The following is a 20672-nucleotide window of genomic DNA, read 5'->3' as shown; positions in this document are numbered from 1 at the left end:
TTACTGTTTGTGCGACTTTCCTAGCGCCTTGGCGACTAGCTGTTCGTAAAGTTCGGCGTAGGGTTCGACCGCCTTGCACCAGTTGAACGGTGCGGCCATGGCACGGCAACGCATGGCGTTGAGCAGATCGGGGTAGGCAAAGACCTTGAATGCGCGGCTCAGGGCTTCCTGATAACTCTCGGCCGTTGATTCGTCGAAGAGGAAACCGGTTACGCCGTTTTCAATGGTGTCGGCCAGGCCGCCGGTATTGCGTGCCACTGGCAACGAGCCGAAGCGCTGGGCATACATCTGACTCAAGCCGCAAGGCTCGTAACGCGAAGGCATCAGCAGGAAGTCGCTGCCGGCGAACATGCGCCGGGCGTCGGTTTCGTTGAAACCGATACGTACGCCAATCTGGCCCGGGAAGCGCAGCGCGAGTTCACGCATGGCTTGCTCTTCTTCGGGCTCGCCACGACCGATAATCGCAATTTGACCGCCGGATTTGACGATGTATTCGGACACCGCCTCCGTCAGGTCCAGGCCTTTCTGGTAGACCAGACGCGAGACCACGGCAAACAGCGGGCCCTGCGAATCGGCAAGGCCGAACAGTTCGCGGACATGGGCCGCGTTGACCGCCTTGCCTTCCCAATCGCCAATGCTGAAAGGGCAGAACAGGTGCGGGTCGGTGGCGGCATCCCAGCTTTCGTCGATGCCGTTGGGAATACCACTGAGCAGGCCTTGCTGGGTCTTGGCGGCGAGAAAACCGTCGAGGCCACAGCCGAAGTCCGGCGTGGTGATTTCCTGGGCGTAGGTCGCGCTGACCGTAGTGATGTGGCTGGAGTAAGCCATGCCGGCCTTGAGGAACGACATCTTGCCGTAGAACTCCATGCCTTCCTGCTGCAAGGCGTGGTTGGGAATGCCCAGCTCAGGGCAGGAGCCCAGACTGGTCACGCCCTGATAGGCGAGGTTGTGAATGGTGAACAGCGTCGGGGTCCGCTGTCCGCGCCAGTGCATATAGGCAGGCGCCAGGCCGGCAGGCCAGTCATGGGCGTGGACCAGGTCCGGGCACCAGTGGATTTGCGCGAGGTTGGCGGCGATATCGGCAGCGGCCAGACCCAGGCGGGCGAAACGAATGTGGTTGTCCGGCCAGTCGCGACCGTTGTTGGCGCCGTAAGGCGAACCCTCGCGCTCGTAGAGCTCGGGGCAAATCAAGACGTAGATGACCAGACCGTCGGGCATGTCCATGCGCCCGATCTTGCAGGGCGGCAGGGCAGCGTGGCCGCCCAGTTCGCCAATGATGTGAATCGGGTTTTCACTGTTCAGCACCTGCGGATAGCCAGGGATCAACACTCGCACATCATGCAAATGCGCCATGGCGCGGGGCAGGGCGGCAGACACGTCACCCAAACCACCGGTCTTCACCAGGTCGGCGATTTCCGAGGTGACGAACAGCACGCGTTTCTTGTTCGGATTCTGGCTGGTGACCGGTGTCAGCGGTCGGGCGCTGGGCACAATGACCGATTGCGCAGCGGGTGCACTCACGGCGCTCGTATCGCCGACCTGCTGATGAGCACGTTCTCCCTGAATATCTAAAGCCGCACTGATCATATGAATCTCCCGTGTTGTTGATCTAATTCTAGGTCTGGCACCAACGGTGTTCGGTGGCCTGTCCCTGTGGCCGGGCGCAAACGCGCTACGCATCGGTGAGCAAACGCTGCCAATGCGTTAAAGCAGAATGGCTGGAGGAGGTAGTGCAAGGATCGAACCAGTCGCAACGCCCCCGTCTTTAAGCTGACCTGCCGCGTGTCACAAAAGTTTCTTCTATTTTCCCCAACCGTCACCGACCGGTTTCGACCGGCGAAACTGAGTCTAGGCCAGAACCTAGAGCGGGCCAGCCCAGCTGGGTAAATTGTTCGACAATCGTATTTAGAGGGTAACGAACGTAGCCCTTCGCAGGGAGATTGCACCGACGAAGGGCAGTTTTATTTTTCGTATCGCCTCATAAAGTGACTGGCGAGTCACAATAATGGGCGATGTGTGACAGTTTGTTTGCACTGTTGTGGTGCGATCACCCGAGTCCCGCATTTGGCCGAACCACTGCCTTACTGCCCGGCAGGCGGCCTTGGTATAGTTCCGGCCTCAATTTTTTACCCGGTAAAGGATCACTGCCATGTCTCAGTACACTGCGTTCACCGTCGAACTGGTTGATAAAGTCGCCCATGTGCAGATCAATCGGCCAGAAAAGATCAACTCGATGAATGCGGCGTTCTGGACCGAGATCATCGAGATCTTTCACTGGATCGATGACACCGATGAAGTGCGCGCGGTGGTGATCAGCGGCAACGGCAAACATTTCTCCTCCGGTATCGACCTGATGATGCTGGCCGGCGTGGCCAATGAACTGGGCAAGGACGTTGGGCGCAATGCGCGCCTGTTACGGCGCAAGATCCTCGCCCTGCAAGCGTCCTTCAATGCGGTCGACAATTGCCGCAAACCGGTGCTCGCGGCGATTCAGGGCTATTGCCTGGGCGGTGCCATCGACCTGATTTCAGCGTGCGACATGCGTTACGCCGCCGAAGATGCACAGTTTTCGATCAAGGAAATCGACATCGGCATGGCCGCCGACGTCGGCACCCTGCAACGCTTGCCGCGCATCATCGGTGACGGCATGCTGCGTGAACTGGCTTACACTGGTCGCTCGTTTGGTGCCGAGGAAGCACGCGGCATGGGCCTGGTCAACCGCGTCTACAGCGACAAGGACAGCCTGCTGGACGGCGTGATGGGCATTGCCCGCGAGATCGCCAGCAAGTCGCCGATCGCCATCACCGGCACCAAGGAGATGATCAGTTACATGCGCGATCATCGCATCGACGACGGCCTCGAATACGTCGCCACCTGGAACGCCGCCATGCTGCAATCCACTGACTTGCGCGTGGCCATGGCCGCCCATATGAGCAAACAGAAACCCGAATTTCTGGATTGATAAAACATGACTTCACGCTGGACCACTGCAGTACTGGATACCGATCAACCCGGCGGCTGGTGCGTTGCGCGCAGCCCTGAAGGCTTTCTGTTCGATGACAACGGCGCGCTGTTTCCACGGGAGTGGCTCAAGCGCCAGGACCTGTCGATTCTGGCCGAGCATGGCATCGGTCATCTGGATGGCGAGCCGGTTTACCTGCTGGAGCTGCATAGCCACAGCGAAGTGCCGGGCTGCAACTGGAAAGGCTTGCGGGCGTTCATGCTTGAGGGCGACCACACGCTGTACAAGGTGCTGGGGTATGCCGCGCAAATTGGCACCTGGGCGCGTGAGCATCGCTTCTGCGGCAACTGCGGTCAGGCGATGGTGCAAGTTCCCCGTGAGCGAGCGATGTTTTGCGCGCCCTGCAATCTGCGCAGCTACCCGCGGATTTCGCCGAGCATGATCGTGCTGATCACCCGAGGCGATGAAGTCCTCCTGGCGCGCTCCCCGCGTTTCGTCACCGGGGTGTACAGCACGCTGGCGGGGTTTGCCGAGCCGGGCGAATCAGCCGAGGAGTGCCTGATTCGCGAGGTGCGCGAAGAGGTGCAGATCGAGGTCAGGAACATCCAGTACCTGGGCAGCCAGTGCTGGCCGTTTCCCCATTCGATGATGCTGGGGTTTCACGCCGAGTACGCCGGTGGCGAAATCGTGTGTCAGGAAGACGAGATCGAAGACGCCCAGTGGTTCAACGTTCACGACTTGCCGCCGTTGCCGGCGTCACGCTCGATTGCCCGTTACCTGATCGACGTCTACGTGGCGCGGCGCTTAGGCCACGCTGAACCAGTGTTGCCAGGCTAACCGCACGGTCAAGCCCAGCACCACAGTGATGAACACCGGGCGAATGAACTTCGCGCCGCCGCTGATGGCGGTGCGAGCCCCGAAGAACGCGCCAACCATCACTGACAGGCCCATGCTCAGGCCGATGATCCAGTCCACCTGCCCGGAAAACACGAACACCGACAGCGCCGCAATGTTGCTGACGAAGTTCATGCTGCGCGCCACGCCGCTGGCCTTCACCAGGTCGATGGGGTACATGAGCATACTGCTGACAGTCCAGAACGCGCCCGTGCCAGGGCCGGCAATGCCGTCGTAGAAACCGAGGGTGAAGCCCTGAGTCGACTGCCACTTCTTCTTTATCGGTGCGTCGCTGTCCTGGGGAGCCTTCGGCGTGCCGCCGAACAACAGGTACAGGCCGCAGGCGAAAACGATCACCGGGAGCATTTTGTTCAGCCATTCTGCCGGGAGGTAGTGCGCAACCACCGCGCCCGCCAGCCCGCCGATCAGGGTGCCGACAATGGCGTGCACCCACTGCCTCGGATGAAACAGCTTGCGCCGGTAGAAAGTGAAACTGGCGGTGGCTGAACCGAAGGTCGAACTGAGTTTGTTGGTGCCCAACACCAGATGCGGGGGCAGGCCGGCGGTCAGCAACGCGGGCGTCGTCAACAGACCACCGCCACCGGCAATGGCGTCGATGAATCCGGCTATAAAGGCAACGAAGGCCAGAATGGCCAAAGTAGTGAGGTCAACGCTGAGTTCAAAGGGCATGGAATCGGCTTATTCGGCAGGGCGCAGAACGGGGCTGCAAAAGAGGGGCGACATAGTACCCAATAACCCTGTGGTTTGCTTGGCGACCCAGCCCCCTGTAGCAGCTGGCGAAGCCTGCGTCCGGCTGCGAAGCAGTCGTAAAATCAGCAAACGCGGTGAGTCAGGAAGACTGCGATTGCCAGGTTTACGACTGCTGCGCAGTCGGACGCAGGCTTCGCCAGCTGCTACAGGGGTGGGTGTTTTCGCCGGGTAATGCGGCAGCTGTCAGGCCTTCAGGTGGCGCAGACTGCGCTCCATCCGCGCAATTCCTTCTTCAAGCAATGAACGCGGGCAGCCGAAGTTGAGGCGTACGAACTGTTGGTGTTGATCACCGAAGTCCAGGCCTGCGCTCAAACCGACTTTTGCCTGCTCCAGGAAAAACTGCTGCGGATTGTCCAGGCCCAGGGCCGAACAGTCGAGCCACGCCAGATACGTGCTTTGCGGCACATTCATGGTAATGCCGGGCAACCGGGTGCGAACGGCGTCGACCAGGTAATCGCGGTTGGCTTGCAGGTACGTCTTGAGCTCCGCCAGCCACGGCGCGGCTTCGCTGTAGGCCACACGTGTCGCTTCCATGCCCAGCGGGTTGACGCTGTCGACCATGCCGCAACGGGCATGGTTGACCCGCGCGCGCAATGCCGGGTCTTCAATGATCATGAACGAGGTCTTCAGCCCGGCAATGTTGTAGGCCTTGCTGGCGGACATCAGCGTGATGGTGCGGCGGGCGATTTCCGGGCTCAGGGAGGCCGTCGGAATGTGCACGCGACCGTCGAAGCACAGCTCGGCATGGATCTCGTCGGAGATGATCCACGCGTCCTGCGCCAGGCAAACTTGCGCCACCGCTAGCAGCTCTTCGCGAGGGAATGCCTTGCCCAGTGGATTGTGCGGATTGCTCAAGAGCAAGGCGCCGCCACCTTGCAGCGACTGGCGCAACGTTTCGAGGGGAGTGGAATACGTGCCGTCTGCCTGGGCGACGAACTCCAGCTCCACCTTGTTCAGCCCCCAATGACCAGGTGCATGGCGCAACGGTGGGTAGTTCGGCACCTGAACCACGACATTCTGCTGCGGCTCGATCAACGCATTCAGCGCCATGTTGAACCCCGACTCGACCCCCGGCAGAAAGATCAGCGCCTGCGGATCAACACGCCAGGCATATTTGTTCCATAAGTCGGCAACGATGGCCTCGCGCAGATCATCCTGGGACACGCTATAACCGAGCAGTGGGTGCTCAAGACGTTTTTGCAGCGCCTGAACAATGACCGGTGGCGCAGCGAAATCCATGTCCGCCACCCACATCGGCAGCACGTCTGCCGGGTAGCGGCTCCATTTGGTACTGCCAGTGTTGTGGCGATCGAACACCTGATCAAAATCGAAGGTCATGCACAGTCTCATCGAAGGCTGGATTGAGGATGATGGCCATGATAATCGCCTGAGCTATCAGGAGCGAGCGGCTTGGGACAGGGGGCTTGATTGCCAATCCAGTTTTGAAGGGCGGTGTTCATTCCGGTACTTGCTTAACCTGTGGGAGCCAAGCTTGCTCGCGCAGGCAACCCATAACTCCCTGATGTACCCGGATCAAACTGTGGGAGTGAGCCTGCTCGCGATGACGGTGTGTCAGGCAACGATGATGTCGATTGATACTCCGCTATCGCGAGCAGGCTCACTCCTACAAGGGGTGTGTGTTGGATGCGGATTTTGTGTTCGCCGCCGCTCCCTCGGGAAGTGAAGGTTATTGCTTCACGTATCGCCCGGGTGCCGGTTCCAGTGCCGGGTAGTGTGCACTTCCGATTGGCGTGGTTGATGGCTGGCGTTCGCCGGCGTGTTCAGCCAGCCAGACAAACCAGTCATTCCACCAGCTGCCGCTCAGTTGCCGGGCATCCTTGAACCAAAGCTCCGGATCCTCGGTGACCCGGTCATTGGTCCAGTAATGGCGTTTTTCGCGGGCCGGTGGGTTGATGACTCCGGCGATGTGCCCCGACGCGCCCAGCACGAAACGCGTGGTGCCGCCCAGCAGCGCGGTGCTGGCGTATGCACTGCGCCACGGGACGATGTGGTCGTCGTGGGTGGCGAGTATGTAGGCGGGCGCTTCAATGGCGTGCAGGTCCAGTTTGACCCCGCAGCAATCCAGCTCGCCGGATTTCAGGTCGTTTTGCAGGTACGTATGGCGCAGGTACCAGCAGTACATCGGGCCGGGCAGATTGGTGCTGTCGTTGTTCCAGAACAGCAGGTCGAGGGCGTTGGGTTTCTGGCCCTTGAGGTACTTGTCGACGTTGTAGTTCCACCACAAATCATTAGGGCGCAGCAGCGAGAAGGTGTTGCCCATGTCCTCGCCCTTGAACAGACCGATGGGGCCGTCGATGCCACCGATGGTCCGCTCGCGGTACGCCACCAGTTGCTCGTCGACGAAGATGTCGATCGGACCGGTGTCGAGGTAATCGAGGAAGGTGGTCAGCAGGCTGACGCTGGCAATTTCCCGGTCGCCACGCGCCGCCAGGACGGCCAGCGCCGTACTCAAAAGGGTCCCGCCGATACAAAAACCAATGCAGTTCGGGCGACCCTCGCCACTGATCTCGCGGGTGACGTTCAGCCCGGTAATGATGCCGGTTTCGATCAGGTCATCCCAGGTAGTAGCGGCGTGTGCCTGATCGAAGTTGCGCCACGACATCAGGAACACCGGATGGCCCTGTTGCAACAGATGGCGAACCATCGAGTTGTCCGGGCGCAGGTCAAGAATGTAGTACTTGTTGATCGACGGCGGGACGATGAATACCGGTCGCTGGTACTGGGTGTCGCTCTGCGGGTAGTACTGGATCAGCTGGAACAGCGCGTTCTCGAACACCACTTCGCCGGGGGTGTTCGCCAGGTCGACGCCCACTTCAAAAGCGTCGCTGTCGCACTGGCGCATCTTGCCTTCCTGCAGGTCACTGGCCAGGTGCAACAAACCCGTCAGCAGACTGCTGCCTTGGGTATCGACGACACGTTGCAGCGCATCGGGATTACTCGCCAGGAAGTTGCTCGGGGCGCCAGCGGCGATGGCTTGCTCCACCAGATAGAGCAGGCGTTTGCGTGGCTTCTTTTCTTCAATCGGCAACCTGTCGAGCAGTTTCAGGAGAAAGCCGGCGTTCAGCAGGTAGAAGGCTGCCAGTGAGCCAAACAGCGGCTGGCTCCAGTTTCCGCTGGCGAAACGTCGATCTTCAAAACTGAACGGCTGACCGCTCAGCAACTGCTGGCCGAGTTCGCCCCATTGCTGCTGGTATTCGGATTGAAGGGCATCCAGGGTGCCGCGTGGCAGTTCGAACCAGGCGTTGTAGTCCTGGCCGGTAAACCACGGATTGGTGCTGACCCATAGGCGCAATTGTTGCACTGCAAAGGAGGCAATGAACGGCACCTGGCCCGACCAGTAGCTATTAAACGTATGCGTGTTGTTGTCCATGTCACTCCTTGCCCTGAGGTGTAATCCGGGCAGAAAAAACCGCAACGCCGGGCTTCGGCGCCGTATAGGTTGTGAAAACAAACGCGGTTCTTTGACTGCTTATCAACGCCGTCCTGGCCGGAAAGTCGGCCCGGACGCTGCTCAAATCCCACCCATACAGGCGGTGATCTGCGCAATACGACCAAGCGACTTCATACACTCCGTTCTTTTTTTTGTTTTGCGCTGCAAGATGAGGGAGTGTTTCTGATTGCCAGGCGGTGCGGAAGTGTTGGGAGGTGACTGTCTGGTGTCCAACGGTGCCAAGTCTGCCTGAAACCTCCGAAATCACAGCGATCACCTGTAGCAGCTGCCGAGCCTGCGAGGCTGCGTTCGAGGACGAAGTCCTCGCAGGACCCAACGCAGCCTCGCGGGCTCGGCAGCTGCTACAGGTTTTGTGGTGCATGGGGGATGGAAGGTACGGCCAACCGGTGAGTACCTATACTCAGATCAACGCCCCGGATCAGGTACGCACTTACTATTCAATTCACCCAAATCAGTCATGGCTCCGGACAGGGTGTCCGGGTCCCAGGTCAACGAGGACGCCATGTACAGAATGAGCTCAGGCTATGCCAATGTGCTGGTCACTACGCTCTCGGCGCAGGGGCTGGATGCTGCCAGCCTGTGCCAGGAAGCCGGACTGGACATGGCGATCGCGAATACCCCGGGAGCGTGGTGCGAGCGCAGGGTGATATATCGTTTGTGGCAACTGGGTGCCCAAGCCAGCGCTGATCCGGACATCGGCTTGAAAGCCTACGGGCATTTCCATCCGGGGAGTTTTCAGATCGTCGGCTACACCATGATGTCCAGCCTCAATCTCAAGCGCGCACTGGAACGACTGGTGCGATTCAGCCCGTTGATCGGTACCGGATTCAGCCTTTTTTTTGTGCCCGAGCAAGCCCACTTCCGATTGGCCTCCCTTGACCATCAACAGTCCGGCTCGATCAAGCCTCGCCAATACGCCGACGCGGGCCTGGCGTCCTTGCTGGGCTTCTGCCGCTGGCTGGGGGACGGCAAGTTACCGCAACCCCTGAGTGTGGAATTCAGTTATCCGCAACCGCCAGACACCTCTGAACATCGGCGCCTGTTTGGCTGTGATCTGCATTTTGGTTCGGCCTACGACAGCATCCTGTTTGATGGCCAGGAACTGTTGCGTCCCTTGAGCATGGCGAACGAAGCGCTGGCGGTATTGCATGACAGCTTTGCCGAGGCGCAACTGGATCTGCTGTTTGGCTTCTCCATCGTTGGCAGGATTCGTGCGCTGATCACCGAACGTTTGAGTCAGGGCCGGGGGCTTTGCGACATGGAGTCCATCGCTGCGGCGCTGAGCATCAGCAAGCGGACGCTGCAACGTGCCCTGGAAAAGGACGGCACCCAATTCAAGGATGTCCAGAATGCGGTGCGTCGTGAACTGGCCGATTTCTACCTGCGCCACTCTCGTTTCAACATGAAGCATGTGGCGTATCTCTTGGGATTTCACGACCACAGCAGCTTCAATAAAGCCTGCAGCCGCTGGTTTGGCATGACGCCTGGCCAGTACCGCTCCGATGAATCGTTTGAAATCGAAGAGACCGCGCCGGTCTGACGCGGTCATGGTTGCCGGGTTATTTCGTGTGGGGTTTTTTCGGCCCTTTTCCACCCCTGTTCGGTTTGCGTGCCGGGCTGACTGCAGTAGTAACTACGGCCGCACCCGCGACGGGGAGTTCTTGTTGGATCGGCTCCGGCACTACCGGGGCGACGTCCGGCGGGACAGGGACATCAGGCTCGACTATCGGTTGAATCGGGCTTTTCTCCGGCAACACCACCGGGACCAACGCATCTAACGGGCCACACGGCGGCAGCACATTTTGCAGGCGTTCAATCACAAGCGCGTCGTGCTGCTCGGCAGGCGCTTGCAGGTTTTGCTTGGGCGCAGGGCCGCTGAAGCTATTCAACACGCCATACACTCCGTAGAAACACAGCTCCTGGGTGGCGTCGCGCAGGTCTCGATAACCGTTCAAGGCATCCTGGACCTGGCTGGAGAACAATCCTTGCCACGCCAGCAACGGGTTGTCCTGGCTGACGGGGTGGCGATCATGGCTGACCCGGGCGGCGCCTGCGTTCAGCCACCACTGAGCCGGGTTCAAACTGCTCCATAGCAGTTGTTGCTGATGGAAAGGGTGCGATCTGCGGATGATTTCAGCAGTCGGTTCGTTGATCCACTGGCGTAACCATGGACGGACAAAACCGTCGTAAAGACTGTTATTGACGGCCGATGCACGTTCGACCAGCGCGAACTCGCCATCGTCATCACGAGCGGGTTGCTCTTCGCCATGAATATCGGCGATTCGGCGAGGCTCGAAACGCACGGCATAGGGCGTTTCCGGGTCTTCAGGTTGGTCCTCGATGAGCATTTCATACAACCCGGCCGGCAACGCATTGATCGTGGCGACCGCGCCCAGCAGTTCACGGTGTTCGCGTCGGGCGACTTCGCCGGACACAAAGATGCCCAGGTGTCCGATGCTCGCGTGGCGCAGATAAACGATGGTGCGTCCGCTGGTTTGCAGCGCCAGGTCGCTGGGGTAAACGTCGCTGATCCAGTCCAGTGCCTGTTGCGGCGGGGTGATGTTGTCGCCGTAGGAGCAAAACACCACCACCGGTACTTCGATACGTTTGAGGTCCAGGCCATTGCTCTTGCGTCCGAGGCCGCCGGACAACTGATTGCCGATGAACAGGTCGTCGACGATCATTTCGATTTCTTCGCCATTGAGCAGCGTCGGGCTGCCCCACCAGCGTTCAAAGTCCAGAAAGCGCGGGGCCTCGCTGTCGACTTCGCTGAACAAGTGGTAGTACTTGCCCCACCAGCTATTGGCCGGGTCCAGGCTTTCGAAATTGCTCACCAGCCAGGTGCCGTCGAATCGGTCATTGCCCAGGTCGCTGCCCAACCGGGCCATCCAGCCGCCACCCAGCAAACCGCCGGTGTAACGCATCGGGTTGCGGCCGTTGGTTCCGGCCCAGTAGGACAGGGGGGCGCCATTGACGATGATCAGCCCGGGCAACTCCGGCCTGGACGCGGCCAGCCCCATCAACGCCCAGCCTGCCTGGCAGTTGCCGATCACAACCGGTTTCGCGCTGTCGGGATGCCGGGCGCTGACGACTTCGATGAAATGCGCCTGCGCCTGGACAATGTCGGCGAGGGTTTGTCCTGGACTTGGTGCGTGACTGAACGAGATGAAGTAGGTGGGGTGCCCGGCCCGCAGACTTTCACCGATAACCGAATCCTGTTTGAACCCGCCGATGCCCGAGCCATGGCCGCCCCGTGGATCGATGATGATGACCGGCTGTTTTTTACTGTCGATCACTTGCCCGGATCCCTCAAGAATCCTTAACAGCGAGTAATTGACCGGGCGTGGCAAGTCTTCGCCGTTGACCAGGGTTTCATGATCGAATTTAAGCAGCAGGGGATACCCGGCGCGCTCGTGAGCGAGTGTGTTGTCACCCCGTTGGCGCAAGGTGTCCATGAACAACACGCTGCGCTCGCCGAGGTCGGTCAGGTATTCCTGCCAGTCGGCCGCCGTGGGTTGCCTGAGTTGCTGTAGACGCGAGGGCGCGAAGGTTTCGGCCTGGCGCTTGTGCACGGCGTCAAGGACGTTGCGGGTGTTGAGACGTTGCAGATGGTTGAGGTGTTCGAACACACCGGACGCTGTGCAATGCGCTTCATCGTGCACCGCAATATTTTCTTCCTGACCCATCGTGATCTCCTGACGACCTGCATGGAAAGCATTCCGCCCTGACGCTGTAGATAAGCCGGTAGGGGCGAAACGCTCGATTTTCAGGAGTCTAGCGCTAATACCTGTCCAGCGGACACGTTTTATTGTGCGCTGCACAAAATACTCATTGCCAAATTCTTTTGTGCGCTGCAATATAAAATCCAGCGCGATGACTGGCCGGATCGCTATCGCGTCCTCAGGCCCCTTCAGGCCTTCCAGTACCAGGAGATTCAAGCATGTCTTTTTTCAATTCGGAAAAACTGCAAACCGCTCAGAAAGCCAACCTCGATCTTTTGCAGCAAATCAGCGGCAAAGTCTTCGCCAGCGTCGAACAGCTCAGCCAGTTGCAGTTCAAGGCACTGCGCGATTCCACCGAGGAGCACTTTGAGGGTGTTCGCAAGTTACTGGCCGTGCGTGACCCACAAGGTTTCGCCGAGCTTCAGGCTTCTTTCACCCAGCCGAGCAAGCAGACCGAACGTCTGGCCGAGTTCAATCGTCAGGTTCAAGCGCTGATCGTGGGCACGCAGTCGGACATCGCGACACTGGCGTCAAGTCAGGTCGAAGCCGGTACCCAGCAGGTTCACGAGTTTGTTGAAACGATCAGCAAGAATGCACCGGCCGGCTCCGAGCCCGTCGTGGCCGCATTCAAATCGGGCCTGGCCAATGCCGGTACCGTCTTTGAAAGCGCACAAAAAGCCGTGAAACAGGCGTCCGATGTGGCTCAGAGCGGTTTCGACGCAGCGACTGGTGCGGCCGAAAAAGCGGCGCCGGAGCCAAGCGCCAAGGCCTCCAGCGGTAACAAGTAAGTCAAATCAGGCCAGCGGCACCGATGGCGACGGGTTATTCCCCGTCGCCATTTTTTTTCGTCCCGTTATCGGCGCCTGGCTTGCCGCCAAACATGCCAAACATGTTCTGGGTATTGAGGTACAACGCCTTGGATTGGTCGACATACTGGCGCATCAAGTCCTGCATCACAGGCGCTTGCTGGTGCATGAACGTGCTCCAGGCCTCGGACGATTGCGCGCCGGTCTGGGACTGAATGTCGATGACGGTCTGGATGCTCTTGTCCAGGTAGCTGCCGAGAACGCCCTGATAAGGACCGTAGAACTGGATGATCCCCATCAGCATTTCGCTGGTGAAGATAGGTTCTCCGCCACTTTCAGCTTCCAGAATTACCTGCAGCAAGATGCTGCGCGTCAGGTCCTCGCCGCTCTTGGCATCGACCACCTGAAACGCAACTTTATCGACGACCAATTGACGTATGTCCGCCAGCGTCAGGTGACTGCTGGTGTGGGTGTCGTACAGCCGGCGATTGGGGTATTTCTTGATCAGGCGGGGAGTGTTCCGACTGTTATCTGTCATGCGGGGCGTCCCGTGGCGAGCCTGGTTTGCAGGGCATCTTATCCTACTATCGCCATTGCCGCGGGATGGAGTCGGGAGGGAGGCCTGACCAGACATAACAGCCCCCTGGGGGAGCAGAACCCTGTAGCAGCAGAACCCTGTAGGAACAGAATCCTGTGGGAGCAAAATCCTGTGGCGAGGGGATTTATCCCCGTTGGGCTGCGAAGCAGCCCCAAAACCATAGTACGCGATGTGCCTGAAACACCTCGGCGGGGATAAATCCCCTCACCACAAATGTCTGCGTACTGCTTGAACGCATTAACAAGGGAACCGCACAAGGCGAATTCCCCCTTTGAAACATCGAAGGTGTCACCAGATCGGCAAGGTATAGCTGACGATGAACCGGTTCTCATCCAGATCACTGCCAAAGTGGGTCGAACGCACTGTCGCGTTACGCCATTTCACCCCGACATTTTTCAACGGTCCGCTCTGCACGACATAACCAATGTCCGTATCACGTTCCCATTCCTTGCCTTCAGGACGGTTGTTGCCCAGGTCGATGTTCGAGCCGCTCAGGTAGCGGGTCATGAACGTCAGGCCCGGTACGCCCATGGCCGCGAAGTTGTAGTCGTAGCGAGCCTGCCACGATTGTTCGTCCTTGCTGGCGAAGTCGCCGATCTGCACGAAGTTCACCAAAAACGCGTCGGTGCCATTGATGTAAGCAAAACCGGTGTCGCCGCTCATGCCCTGATAACCCAGGCCGAAGGCATTGCCGCCGAGGCTGTAGGTGAACATGGCGCCCAGGGCCTTGTTGTCGACGTTGCTGCCGCCCTCATCCGTGGAGCGGGCGAAGCGCAGATCGCTCTTGAACGATTGCCCGGTGGTGATCGGCAAAACGTGAGTCAGGTTGACCATGTGCTGGCTGTAGAAATTATCCAGATGACCGTAGGCGTAGCCAGTGGCGAGGTTGGGTGTCCATTTGTAGTTGAGGCTGGCGAAATCGAAGCTGTCGCTGGCCAGGTGACGGCTGATGATGCCCTTGGCACCGGTTCGGGTGATGCCCATGTCCTCATAGTTCGAGGAGTCGCGCTGATTGACCTGGGTCAGGCGACCGGCGTCCGCGGTGAGGCCTTCGATGTCCAGCGACGTCAACTGACCGCCCTCGAAGGTTTGTGGCAACAACCGTGAATCGTTGGCCAGGACCGTCGGTAACTTGGGCAACAGGGTGCCGAGTTTCAGCACGCTTTTGGCCGCTCTAGCTTTCGCGGTCAGGCCCACTTCGCCGTATTCATCCTGAGCCCCTTTGCGGGTGTCGCTGTGACGCTTGAGCAAGCCGGAACCGGCACGATCAGGGCTGGAATCGAGCTTGACGCCCAGCAGGCCGATGGCATCGAAGCCGACGCCAATGGTGCCTTCGGTAAAGCCCGATTCGAAGCGCATCAGAAAGCCCTGAGCCCATTCCTCTTGTTTGGATTGCGCAGCGTTGTCCTGGCGAAAATCACGATTGAAGTAGAAGTTGCGCAGTTCAACGCTGGCTTTGCTGTCTTTGATGAATTCAGCAGAGGCGGTCGCCGAGAGGCTGATGACGCCGCCGGCCAGAAGCAGTCGGCTCGCGATCTTGCGGGTGTGACGGTCCATGGTGAAGCCCCTTTGTTTTTATTATGAAATAACGGGTACTGCAGCCCTCGCCGGACGGGCGAGGGCTTCTCGATAAAAAACGCGAACGCCCAAAATGAGAGGAGCAAGGCGCCGCGTGCGGTTCAATCGTTAGAACTGTTCAGCGCTCAGGCCGTACAGGGAGGCGCTGCCCGCGCGAATGGATTGCTCCAGGCTCAAGATGCGTGGCAGCAGGCGATGGATGTAGAAGTCGGCGGTGGCGATCTTCGCACCGTAAAAAACTTCGTCGGTGCTGCGGTTTTTCCCCGCGACATGCGCCATGCGCGCCCATAGCCAGGCGTAGGCGACGTAACCGAACAGGTGCAGGTACTCAACCGATGCGGCGCCGATTTCGTTGCGGTTGGTTGCGGATCGGTCTTGCACCCAGTCACTGAGGTTTTCCAGGCGTTGCACCGCGTCGAGCAATTGCGACGCATAAGGGGCGTCCGGCAAGTCGGCGAAACGGCGGATCTCGGCAGTGAACTGGCGCAGCGCGACGCCCTGGTTGCCCACCACTTTGCGCCCCAGCAGGTCCAGGGCCTGAATGCCGTTGGTGCCTTCGTAGATTTGCGCGATGCGCACGTCACGCACCAGTTGCTCCTGACCCCATTCACGGATATAGCCATGGCCGCCGAAGACTTGCTGGCCGTTGATGCAGCTTTCCAGCCCCGTATCGGTGAAAAAGGCCTTGGCAACAGGTGTCAGCAGCGCGACCAGGTTCTGCGCGTTGTCGCGCTCGAGGGCGTCATCGGAAAACTTCGCCAGGTCCAGTTGTTGCCCGACATAACTGGCAAAGGCGCGGCCACCTTCGGTCATCGCTTTCATACCGAGCAACATGCGTCGTACATCGGGGTGGACGATGATCGGGTCGGCCAGTTTTTCCGGAGCCATGGCACCGGTCGGTGCGCGGCTCTGCACCCGTTCACGGGCATACGCCACAGCGCTCTGGTAAGACGCTTGCGCGCAACCGATGCCTTGAATACCGATGGACAGGCGTTCGTAGTTCATCATCGTGAACATCGCCGCCAGGCCCTTGTTGGCTTCCCCGACCAGCCAGCCGCTGGCACCGTCGAAATTGATCACGCAGGTGGCCGAGGCCTTGATGCCCATCTTGTGTTCGATCGAGCCGCAGCTGACAGCGTTGGCTTCACCCAGGGAGCCGTCTGCATTGACCCGCACTTTGGGCACCACAAACAGCGAGATGCCTTTCGGTCCCGCTGGCGCATCCGGCAGTTTGGCCAGTACCAGATGAACAATGTTTTCAGTCAGGTCCTGATCGCCGCCGGTGATGAAAATCTTGCTGCCAGTGATGAGGAAGCTGCCGTCGGCCTGGGGCTCGGCGCGGGTGCGGATGAGCCCCAGGTCGGTGCCGGCGTGGGCTTCGGTCAAACACATGGAACCGGCCCAGCGGCCTTCATACATGGGTGGCAGGTAAAGATTTTTCAGGGTGTCGCTGGCGTGTGCGTCCAGCGCCAGGCAGGCGCCGGAGCTGAGGGCCGAATACAGCGCGAAACTGGAGTTGGCGCCGTAGAGCATTTCTTCAAACTGCACGGCCAGCATCTTCGGCATGCCCATGCCGCCGAAATCGGTGTTGCCCGACAGGCCCACCCAGCCGCCTTCGATGTAGGTGGCGTAAGCCTGTTTGAAGCCAATCGGCGTGCTGACGTTGCCGTCGAGCCACTGGGTGCCTTCTTCGTCGCCGCTGCGATTCAACGGCGCGATGAGGTGTGAGGTGACCTTGGCGGCCTCTTCGAGTATCGCGTCAGCCGTGGCAGCATCGACCGTGTCGGCCAGGGCTGGCAGGCGCGCCCACAGGGCCGGGGCGTCAAACACTTCATGCAGCACAAAGCGCATGTCGCGCAGCGGGGCGTTGAATTCGGGCATAGCGTGAACCTCGTCAGGACGGTTTGTGCGAAGGGCACGACGCCGCAAGCGGGTCGTGCCGGATCGATTAATGGCTGGAAGCGCTGGCGGCACCGAGGCCGGTCTGGGCGCGAACGAACTGATCGGCGTAGGCACCACGCTCCTTGTCGGCGCGAACACTGCTGTCGAGGCGCGAAACCACCACGATCACCAGGAACGCCAAGGGCATGGAGAACAGGGCTGGGTGGTCGTAAGGGAAGATCGCGTGGGCATGACCGAGCACGGTGACCCAAACGGCCGGCGACAGGATCACCAGCACCAGCGCGCAGATCAGTCCGGCAAAACCGCCGATGATTGCGCCTTTGGTGGTCAGGCCTTTCCAGTACATGGCCATGATCAACACCGGGAAGTTGGTCGACGCCGCGATGCCGAAGGTCAGGCCCACGAGGAACGCGACGTTCATCTTCTCGAACAGAATGCCCAGCAGGATTGCGATGATGCCCAGGCCTACGGTGGCCATGCGGGTCACGCGCATTTCCTGTTTCTCGGTGGCTTTGCCTTTCTTGAACACGGTGGCGTAGAGGTCGTGGGAAATCGCCGAGGCGCCGGCCAGGGCCAGCCCGGAGACCACCGCGAGGATGGTGGCGAACGCGACTGCCGAGAGGAAACCGAAGAACAGATTGCCGCCGACCGCTTTGGCCAGGTGCATGGCAACCATGTTGCCGCCACCCAATAGCGTACCGCCCACTTCGCCATTGACGTAGTACTGCGGATCGGTGCCGATGATCACCATCGCGGCAAAGCCCAGGGTGCAGACCACGAGGAAAAAGAAGCCGATGAAACCGGTGGCGTAGAACACCGATTTACGCGCTTCCTTGGCGTTAGGCACGGTGAAGAAGCGCATCAGGATGTGCGGCAGGCCGGCAATCCCGAAGACCAGGCCCAGCGACATCGATGCGGTGTTGATCGGGTCGGCGAGCATGGAGCCCGGCCCCATGATGTTCCAGCCGCTGGCATGGGCCTGAACGGCTTTGTCGGCCAGGGTTTCATAGCTGAAACCGAACTGCGACATGGCCATGACCGCCAGGGTGGTGCCACCGGCCAGCAGCAACACGGCCTTGATGATCTGCACCCAGGTGGTGGCAATCATGCCGCCGAAGATCACGTACACCAGCATCAAGGCGCCGACGATCACCACGGCCACCGGGTATTCGAGACCGAACAACAGCTTGATCAATTGACCCGCGCCAACCATCTGCACGATCAGGTAGCAGCACACCACGGTCAGCGAACCGAAGGCGGCGAAGATCCGCACTTTGTTCTGATCGAGACGGTAGGACACGATGTCGGCGAAGGTGTAGCGCCCCAAATTGCGCAGCCGCTCAGCCATCAGGAAAGTGATGATCGGCCAGCCGACGAAAAAGCCGATGGTGTAGATGAAGCCGTCATAACCTTTGGCGAACACCAGGCTGGACAGCCCCAGCAGCGTAGCGGCAGACATGTAGTCGCCGGCAATCGCCAGCCCGTTCTGAAAACCGGTGATGCCACCGCCAGCGGTATAGAAGTCGGACGTGGATTTGGTTTGGCGGGCGGCCCACCAGGTAATCGCCAGTGTGCCGAGGACGAACACAAAGAACATGCCGATCGCATGCAGGTTAAGCGGTTGTTTTTCCGCTGCGCCGGTCAGCGGAGCAGCCATCACCAGGGTCGCCGGCAACAGGCCGCTGAGGGTGAGCAGGAGTTTACGGAGCAGGTTCATTATTTGCTCTCCTCAAGAATGGCGGCGCCCAAGGCATCGAAACGGGTGTTGGCGCGGTACACGTACCAGCCCGTCAGCAACCAGGAAAACACGATGATCGCGGCGCCGACCGGCATGCCCAGGGTCAACATCCGATGCTCGCCGAGCGGTGCGTGCAGCCATTGCGGGGCGAACGCCACCACCAGCATGAAGGCGTAATAGGTGCCCAGGACCGCAGCACTCAGCGACCAGGCCAGGCGCGAGCGACTGCTGACCAGTTGAAGGAATTTCGGGTTGGACCGAATACGTTCGCAGCGTTGGGTATCGGTTGAATGGATGTCGATCATGGGTAGCTCCACCTTGTTGTTGTTATCGGTGCGAGGCGCAGGGCCGAATTCGGCCCGCACGAACCCGAAGCGGCAGGAAAACAGCCTGCCGCCTGGCGGGTTTTGCTTCGTTCGGGTTAGAGCGCTTTAGCTCTGTCGCGCAGTACGTACTTCTGGACTTTGCCGGTCGACGTCTTCGGCAGCAGGGTGAAAACCACCGTGCGCGGGACTTTGAAGCCGGCCAGGTGTTCGCGACAGAAACTGATGATGTCGGCCTCGCGAACGTTCTGGTGATCGGCCTTCAGCGTGATGAACGCGCAAGGCGTTTCGCCCCATTTTTCGTCCGGTCGCGCCACGACGGCCGCTTCCATGACACCCGGATGGCGATACAGCACGCCTTCGAGTTCGATGGTGGAAATGTTTTCGCCACCGGAAATGATGATGTCCTTAAGCCGGTCCTTGATCTCGACATAACCATCGGGATGACAGACCGCCAGGTCGCCGGTGTGAAACCAGCCACCTTCGAACGCCTCGGCCGTGGCGGTCGGGTTTTTCAGGTAGCCCTTCATCACGGTATTGCCGCGCATGAAGACCTCGCCGATGGTCTGGCCATCCCGCGGTGTCGGTTCAAGCGTTTTCGAATCGCCGACCATCACCCCTTCAAGCGTCGGGTAGCGCACGCCCTGGCGGGATTTGATCTGCGCCCGTTCTTCCAGCGGCAGCTCGTCCCATTCTTCGTGCCAGGCGCACAACGTCACCGGGCCGTAGGTTTCGGTCAGGCCATAGACGTGGGTGACCTTGATGCCCATTTCTTCCACGGCACCGATCACTTTGGCTGGCGGCGCAGCGCCCGCGACCATGGCGTTGACCGGGTGGTCGATGGCCGCCTTGGCCGATTCCGGCATGTTCACCAGTGCGTTGAGCACGATAGGCGCACCACACAGGTGAGTGACCTGATGTTCGCGAATCAGCGTGAGGATTTTTTGTGGATCGACCCGGCGCAGGAACACATGAACACCGGCCAGCGCGGTGATGGTCCATGGGTAGCACCAGCCGTTGCAATGGAACATCGGCAGGGTCCAGAGGTACACCGGGTGATTGCCCATAGCCCAGGTCATCTGATTGCCCAGGGCATTCAGGTAGGCGCCGCGATGGTGGTAAACCACGCCTTTTGGATTGCCGGTGGTGCCCGAGGTGTAATTCAGGGAGATGGCTTGCCATTCGTTCGCCGGCCATTTCCAGTCAAACGCCGGGTCGCCTTCGGCCAGCAACGCCTCATAATCCAGTTCGCTGACCGCTTCGCCTTCACCGTACTCGGGGTCGTTGACGTCGATCACCAGTGGCGGGTGGTCGAGCATGCCGATCGCGGCGTGAATCACGCTGTGAAACTCGCGGTCGGTGATCAGCACCTTGGCCTCGCCATGCTGCAGCATGAACGCAATGGCTTCGGCATCCAGGCGGACGTTGAGCGGGTTGAGCACGGCTCCGATCATGGGCACGCCGAAATGCACTTCGAGCATCTCTGGAATGTTCGGCAGCATCACCGCGACCGTGTCGTCTTTACCGATGCCGCGACCGGCCAGCGCCGAGGCGAGGCGTCGGCAACGGGTGTAGGTCTGCGCCCAGGTCCGGCGAATTGAACCGTGGATCACGGCAGGGTAGTGCGGGTAAACGCTGGCGGTACGCTCGATGAAGCTGAGCGGAGACAAGGCAATGTGATTGACAGCCGCAGGGCTGAGCCCTTGTTCATAGATCGACATGTGCGGGTACTCGGTGGCTGATTGTTAGCTCTATAGATGGCTTGGCAGCGTCGCCGCCGACAGCCTCTTTTATGTCCGGTGTGCTTTATATAACATTCAGCCATGGATATGGAAGTACAACCTATAGCGTATAGTACATCTACTATATCGCTCTAAATGAGTGCCATCGTGCCTCCGAGGCCGGT

The 20672-nt window shown here is 59.8% G+C and carries 15 protein-coding genes; 4 read left to right on the top strand and 11 right to left on the bottom strand.

What is annotated here, in order from left to right; translation table 11 throughout:
* Nucleotides 1-1587, bottom strand: coding sequence for a glycogen synthase GlgA (gene glgA, locus H7698_RS25670; RefSeq protein WP_194693195.1), 1587 nt, complete (start codon nt 1585-1587; stop codon nt 1-3).
* A gap of 562 nt (nt 1588-2149) precedes the next feature.
* Here glgA and H7698_RS25665 point away from each other — a divergent pair.
* Complete coding sequence (locus H7698_RS25665) at nt 2150-2962, top strand: crotonase/enoyl-CoA hydratase family protein (protein WP_162438073.1); 813 nt, start codon at nt 2150-2152, stop codon at nt 2960-2962.
* A 6-nt stretch (nt 2963-2968) separates the two neighbouring features.
* The gene (nudC, locus tag H7698_RS25660; protein ID WP_162438072.1) at nt 2969-3799 is read left to right on the top strand and encodes an NAD(+) diphosphatase; all 831 of its coding nucleotides are present in this window, start codon (nt 2969-2971) and stop codon (nt 3797-3799) included.
* On the opposite strand, the gene H7698_RS25655 is transcribed toward nudC, so the two are convergent.
* The 3 genes from H7698_RS25655 to phaC form a co-directional block, all read right to left on the bottom strand.
* A complete protein-coding gene (locus H7698_RS25655) occupies nt 3767-4546 on the bottom strand; it encodes a TSUP family transporter (RefSeq protein WP_162438071.1) in 780 nt (259 codons plus the stop codon). The two genes, nudC and H7698_RS25655, sit on opposite strands and share 33 nt — an antisense overlap.
* Before the next feature lie 264 nt (nt 4547-4810).
* Entirely contained in the window at nt 4811-5965 is a 1155-nt protein-coding gene (locus tag H7698_RS25650; RefSeq protein ID WP_194693194.1) for a MalY/PatB family protein, read from the bottom strand.
* 349 nt (nt 5966-6314) lie between these two features.
* Nucleotides 6315-8018: a class I poly(R)-hydroxyalkanoic acid synthase gene (gene phaC / locus H7698_RS25645; protein ID WP_194693193.1), complete on the bottom strand. Its 1704-nt coding sequence runs from the start codon at nt 8016-8018 to the stop codon at nt 6315-6317.
* Nucleotides 8019-8601: 583 nt separating this feature from the next.
* On the opposite strand from phaC, the gene H7698_RS25640 reads away from it, so the two are divergent.
* Nucleotides 8602-9639 carry an AraC family transcriptional regulator gene (locus tag H7698_RS25640; protein WP_194693192.1) on the top strand — a complete coding sequence of 346 codons (1038 nt, stop codon included), beginning with the start codon at nt 8602-8604 and terminating at the stop codon, nt 9637-9639.
* Nucleotides 9640-9658: 19 nt separating this feature from the next.
* Here the strand turns inward: H7698_RS25640 and H7698_RS25635 are convergent, their stop codons facing one another.
* A complete protein-coding gene (locus tag H7698_RS25635; RefSeq protein ID WP_194693191.1) occupies nt 9659-11785 on the bottom strand; it encodes a DUF3141 domain-containing protein in 2127 nt (708 codons plus the stop codon).
* A gap of 254 nt (nt 11786-12039) precedes the next feature.
* On the opposite strand from H7698_RS25635, the gene phaP reads away from it, so the two are divergent.
* Nucleotides 12040-12609, top strand: coding sequence for a TIGR01841 family phasin (gene phaP / locus H7698_RS25630; RefSeq protein ID WP_162438066.1), 570 nt, complete (start codon nt 12040-12042; stop codon nt 12607-12609).
* A gap of 34 nt (nt 12610-12643) precedes the next feature.
* Here phaP and phaR read toward each other — a convergent pair whose 3' ends face one another.
* The 6 genes from phaR to H7698_RS25600 form a co-directional block, all read right to left on the bottom strand.
* The gene (gene phaR / locus H7698_RS25625) at nt 12644-13165 is read right to left on the bottom strand and encodes a polyhydroxyalkanoate synthesis repressor PhaR (RefSeq protein WP_162438065.1); all 522 of its coding nucleotides are present in this window, start codon (nt 13163-13165) and stop codon (nt 12644-12646) included.
* A gap of 348 nt (nt 13166-13513) precedes the next feature.
* Complete coding sequence (locus H7698_RS25620) at nt 13514-14782, bottom strand: OprD family porin (RefSeq protein ID WP_194693190.1); 1269 nt, start codon at nt 14780-14782, stop codon at nt 13514-13516.
* A 129-nt stretch (nt 14783-14911) separates the two neighbouring features.
* Nucleotides 14912-16684, bottom strand: coding sequence for an acyl-CoA dehydrogenase C-terminal domain-containing protein (locus H7698_RS25615; RefSeq protein WP_194693189.1), 1773 nt, complete (start codon nt 16682-16684; stop codon nt 14912-14914).
* A gap of 67 nt (nt 16685-16751) precedes the next feature.
* Entirely contained in the window at nt 16752-18422 is a 1671-nt protein-coding gene (locus H7698_RS25610) for a cation acetate symporter (RefSeq protein ID WP_194693188.1), read from the bottom strand.
* The gene (locus H7698_RS25605) at nt 18422-18748 is read right to left on the bottom strand and encodes a DUF485 domain-containing protein (protein ID WP_194693187.1); all 327 of its coding nucleotides are present in this window, start codon (nt 18746-18748) and stop codon (nt 18422-18424) included. The genes H7698_RS25610 and H7698_RS25605 overlap by 1 nt, the downstream gene beginning before the upstream one ends.
* Nucleotides 18749-18864: 116 nt before the next feature.
* Nucleotides 18865-20487: an acyl-CoA synthetase gene (locus H7698_RS25600; RefSeq protein WP_162438060.1), complete on the bottom strand. Its 1623-nt coding sequence runs from the start codon at nt 20485-20487 to the stop codon at nt 18865-18867.
* Between the last annotated feature and the right edge of the window lie 185 nt (nt 20488-20672).

The sequence above is a fragment of the Pseudomonas sp. p50(2008) genome (assembly GCF_015351605.1).
Taxonomy (GTDB): Bacteria; Pseudomonadota; Gammaproteobacteria; order Pseudomonadales; family Pseudomonadaceae; genus Aquipseudomonas.
Note: the sequence above shows the minus strand (reverse complement) of the source record. Positions and strands in the feature narration are given on the sequence as shown.

What these genes read in the sequence shown, in the direction of transcription:
- H7698_RS25635 (WP_194693191.1), bottom strand. Translation starts at nt 11,785, where the DNA reads ATGGGTCAGGAAGAAAATATTGCGGTGCACGATGAAGCGCATTGCACA.
- phaC (WP_194693193.1), bottom strand. Translation starts at nt 8,018, where the DNA reads ATGGACAACAACACGCATACGTTTAATAGCTACTGGTCGGGCCAGGTG.
- H7698_RS25605 (WP_194693187.1), bottom strand. Translation starts at nt 18,748, where the DNA reads ATGATCGACATCCATTCAACCGATACCCAACGCTGCGAACGTATTCGG.
- nudC (WP_162438072.1), top strand. Translation starts at nt 2,969, where the DNA reads ATGACTTCACGCTGGACCACTGCAGTACTGGATACCGATCAACCCGGC.
- H7698_RS25665 (WP_162438073.1), top strand. Translation starts at nt 2,150, where the DNA reads ATGTCTCAGTACACTGCGTTCACCGTCGAACTGGTTGATAAAGTCGCC.
- H7698_RS25650 (WP_194693194.1), bottom strand. Translation starts at nt 5,965, where the DNA reads ATGACCTTCGATTTTGATCAGGTGTTCGATCGCCACAACACTGGCAGT.
- glgA (WP_194693195.1), bottom strand. Translation starts at nt 1,587, where the DNA reads ATGATCAGTGCGGCTTTAGATATTCAGGGAGAACGTGCTCATCAGCAG.
- H7698_RS25620 (WP_194693190.1), bottom strand. Translation starts at nt 14,782, where the DNA reads ATGGACCGTCACACCCGCAAGATCGCGAGCCGACTGCTTCTGGCCGGC.
- H7698_RS25600 (WP_162438060.1), bottom strand. Translation starts at nt 20,487, where the DNA reads ATGTCGATCTATGAACAAGGGCTCAGCCCTGCGGCTGTCAATCACATT.
- H7698_RS25615 (WP_194693189.1), bottom strand. Translation starts at nt 16,684, where the DNA reads ATGCCCGAATTCAACGCCCCGCTGCGCGACATGCGCTTTGTGCTGCAT.
- phaP (WP_162438066.1), top strand. Translation starts at nt 12,040, where the DNA reads ATGTCTTTTTTCAATTCGGAAAAACTGCAAACCGCTCAGAAAGCCAAC.
- phaR (WP_162438065.1), bottom strand. Translation starts at nt 13,165, where the DNA reads ATGACAGATAACAGTCGGAACACTCCCCGCCTGATCAAGAAATACCCC.
- H7698_RS25655 (WP_162438071.1), bottom strand. Translation starts at nt 4,546, where the DNA reads ATGCCCTTTGAACTCAGCGTTGACCTCACTACTTTGGCCATTCTGGCC.
- H7698_RS25610 (WP_194693188.1), bottom strand. Translation starts at nt 18,422, where the DNA reads ATGAACCTGCTCCGTAAACTCCTGCTCACCCTCAGCGGCCTGTTGCCG.
- H7698_RS25640 (WP_194693192.1), top strand. Translation starts at nt 8,602, where the DNA reads ATGTACAGAATGAGCTCAGGCTATGCCAATGTGCTGGTCACTACGCTC.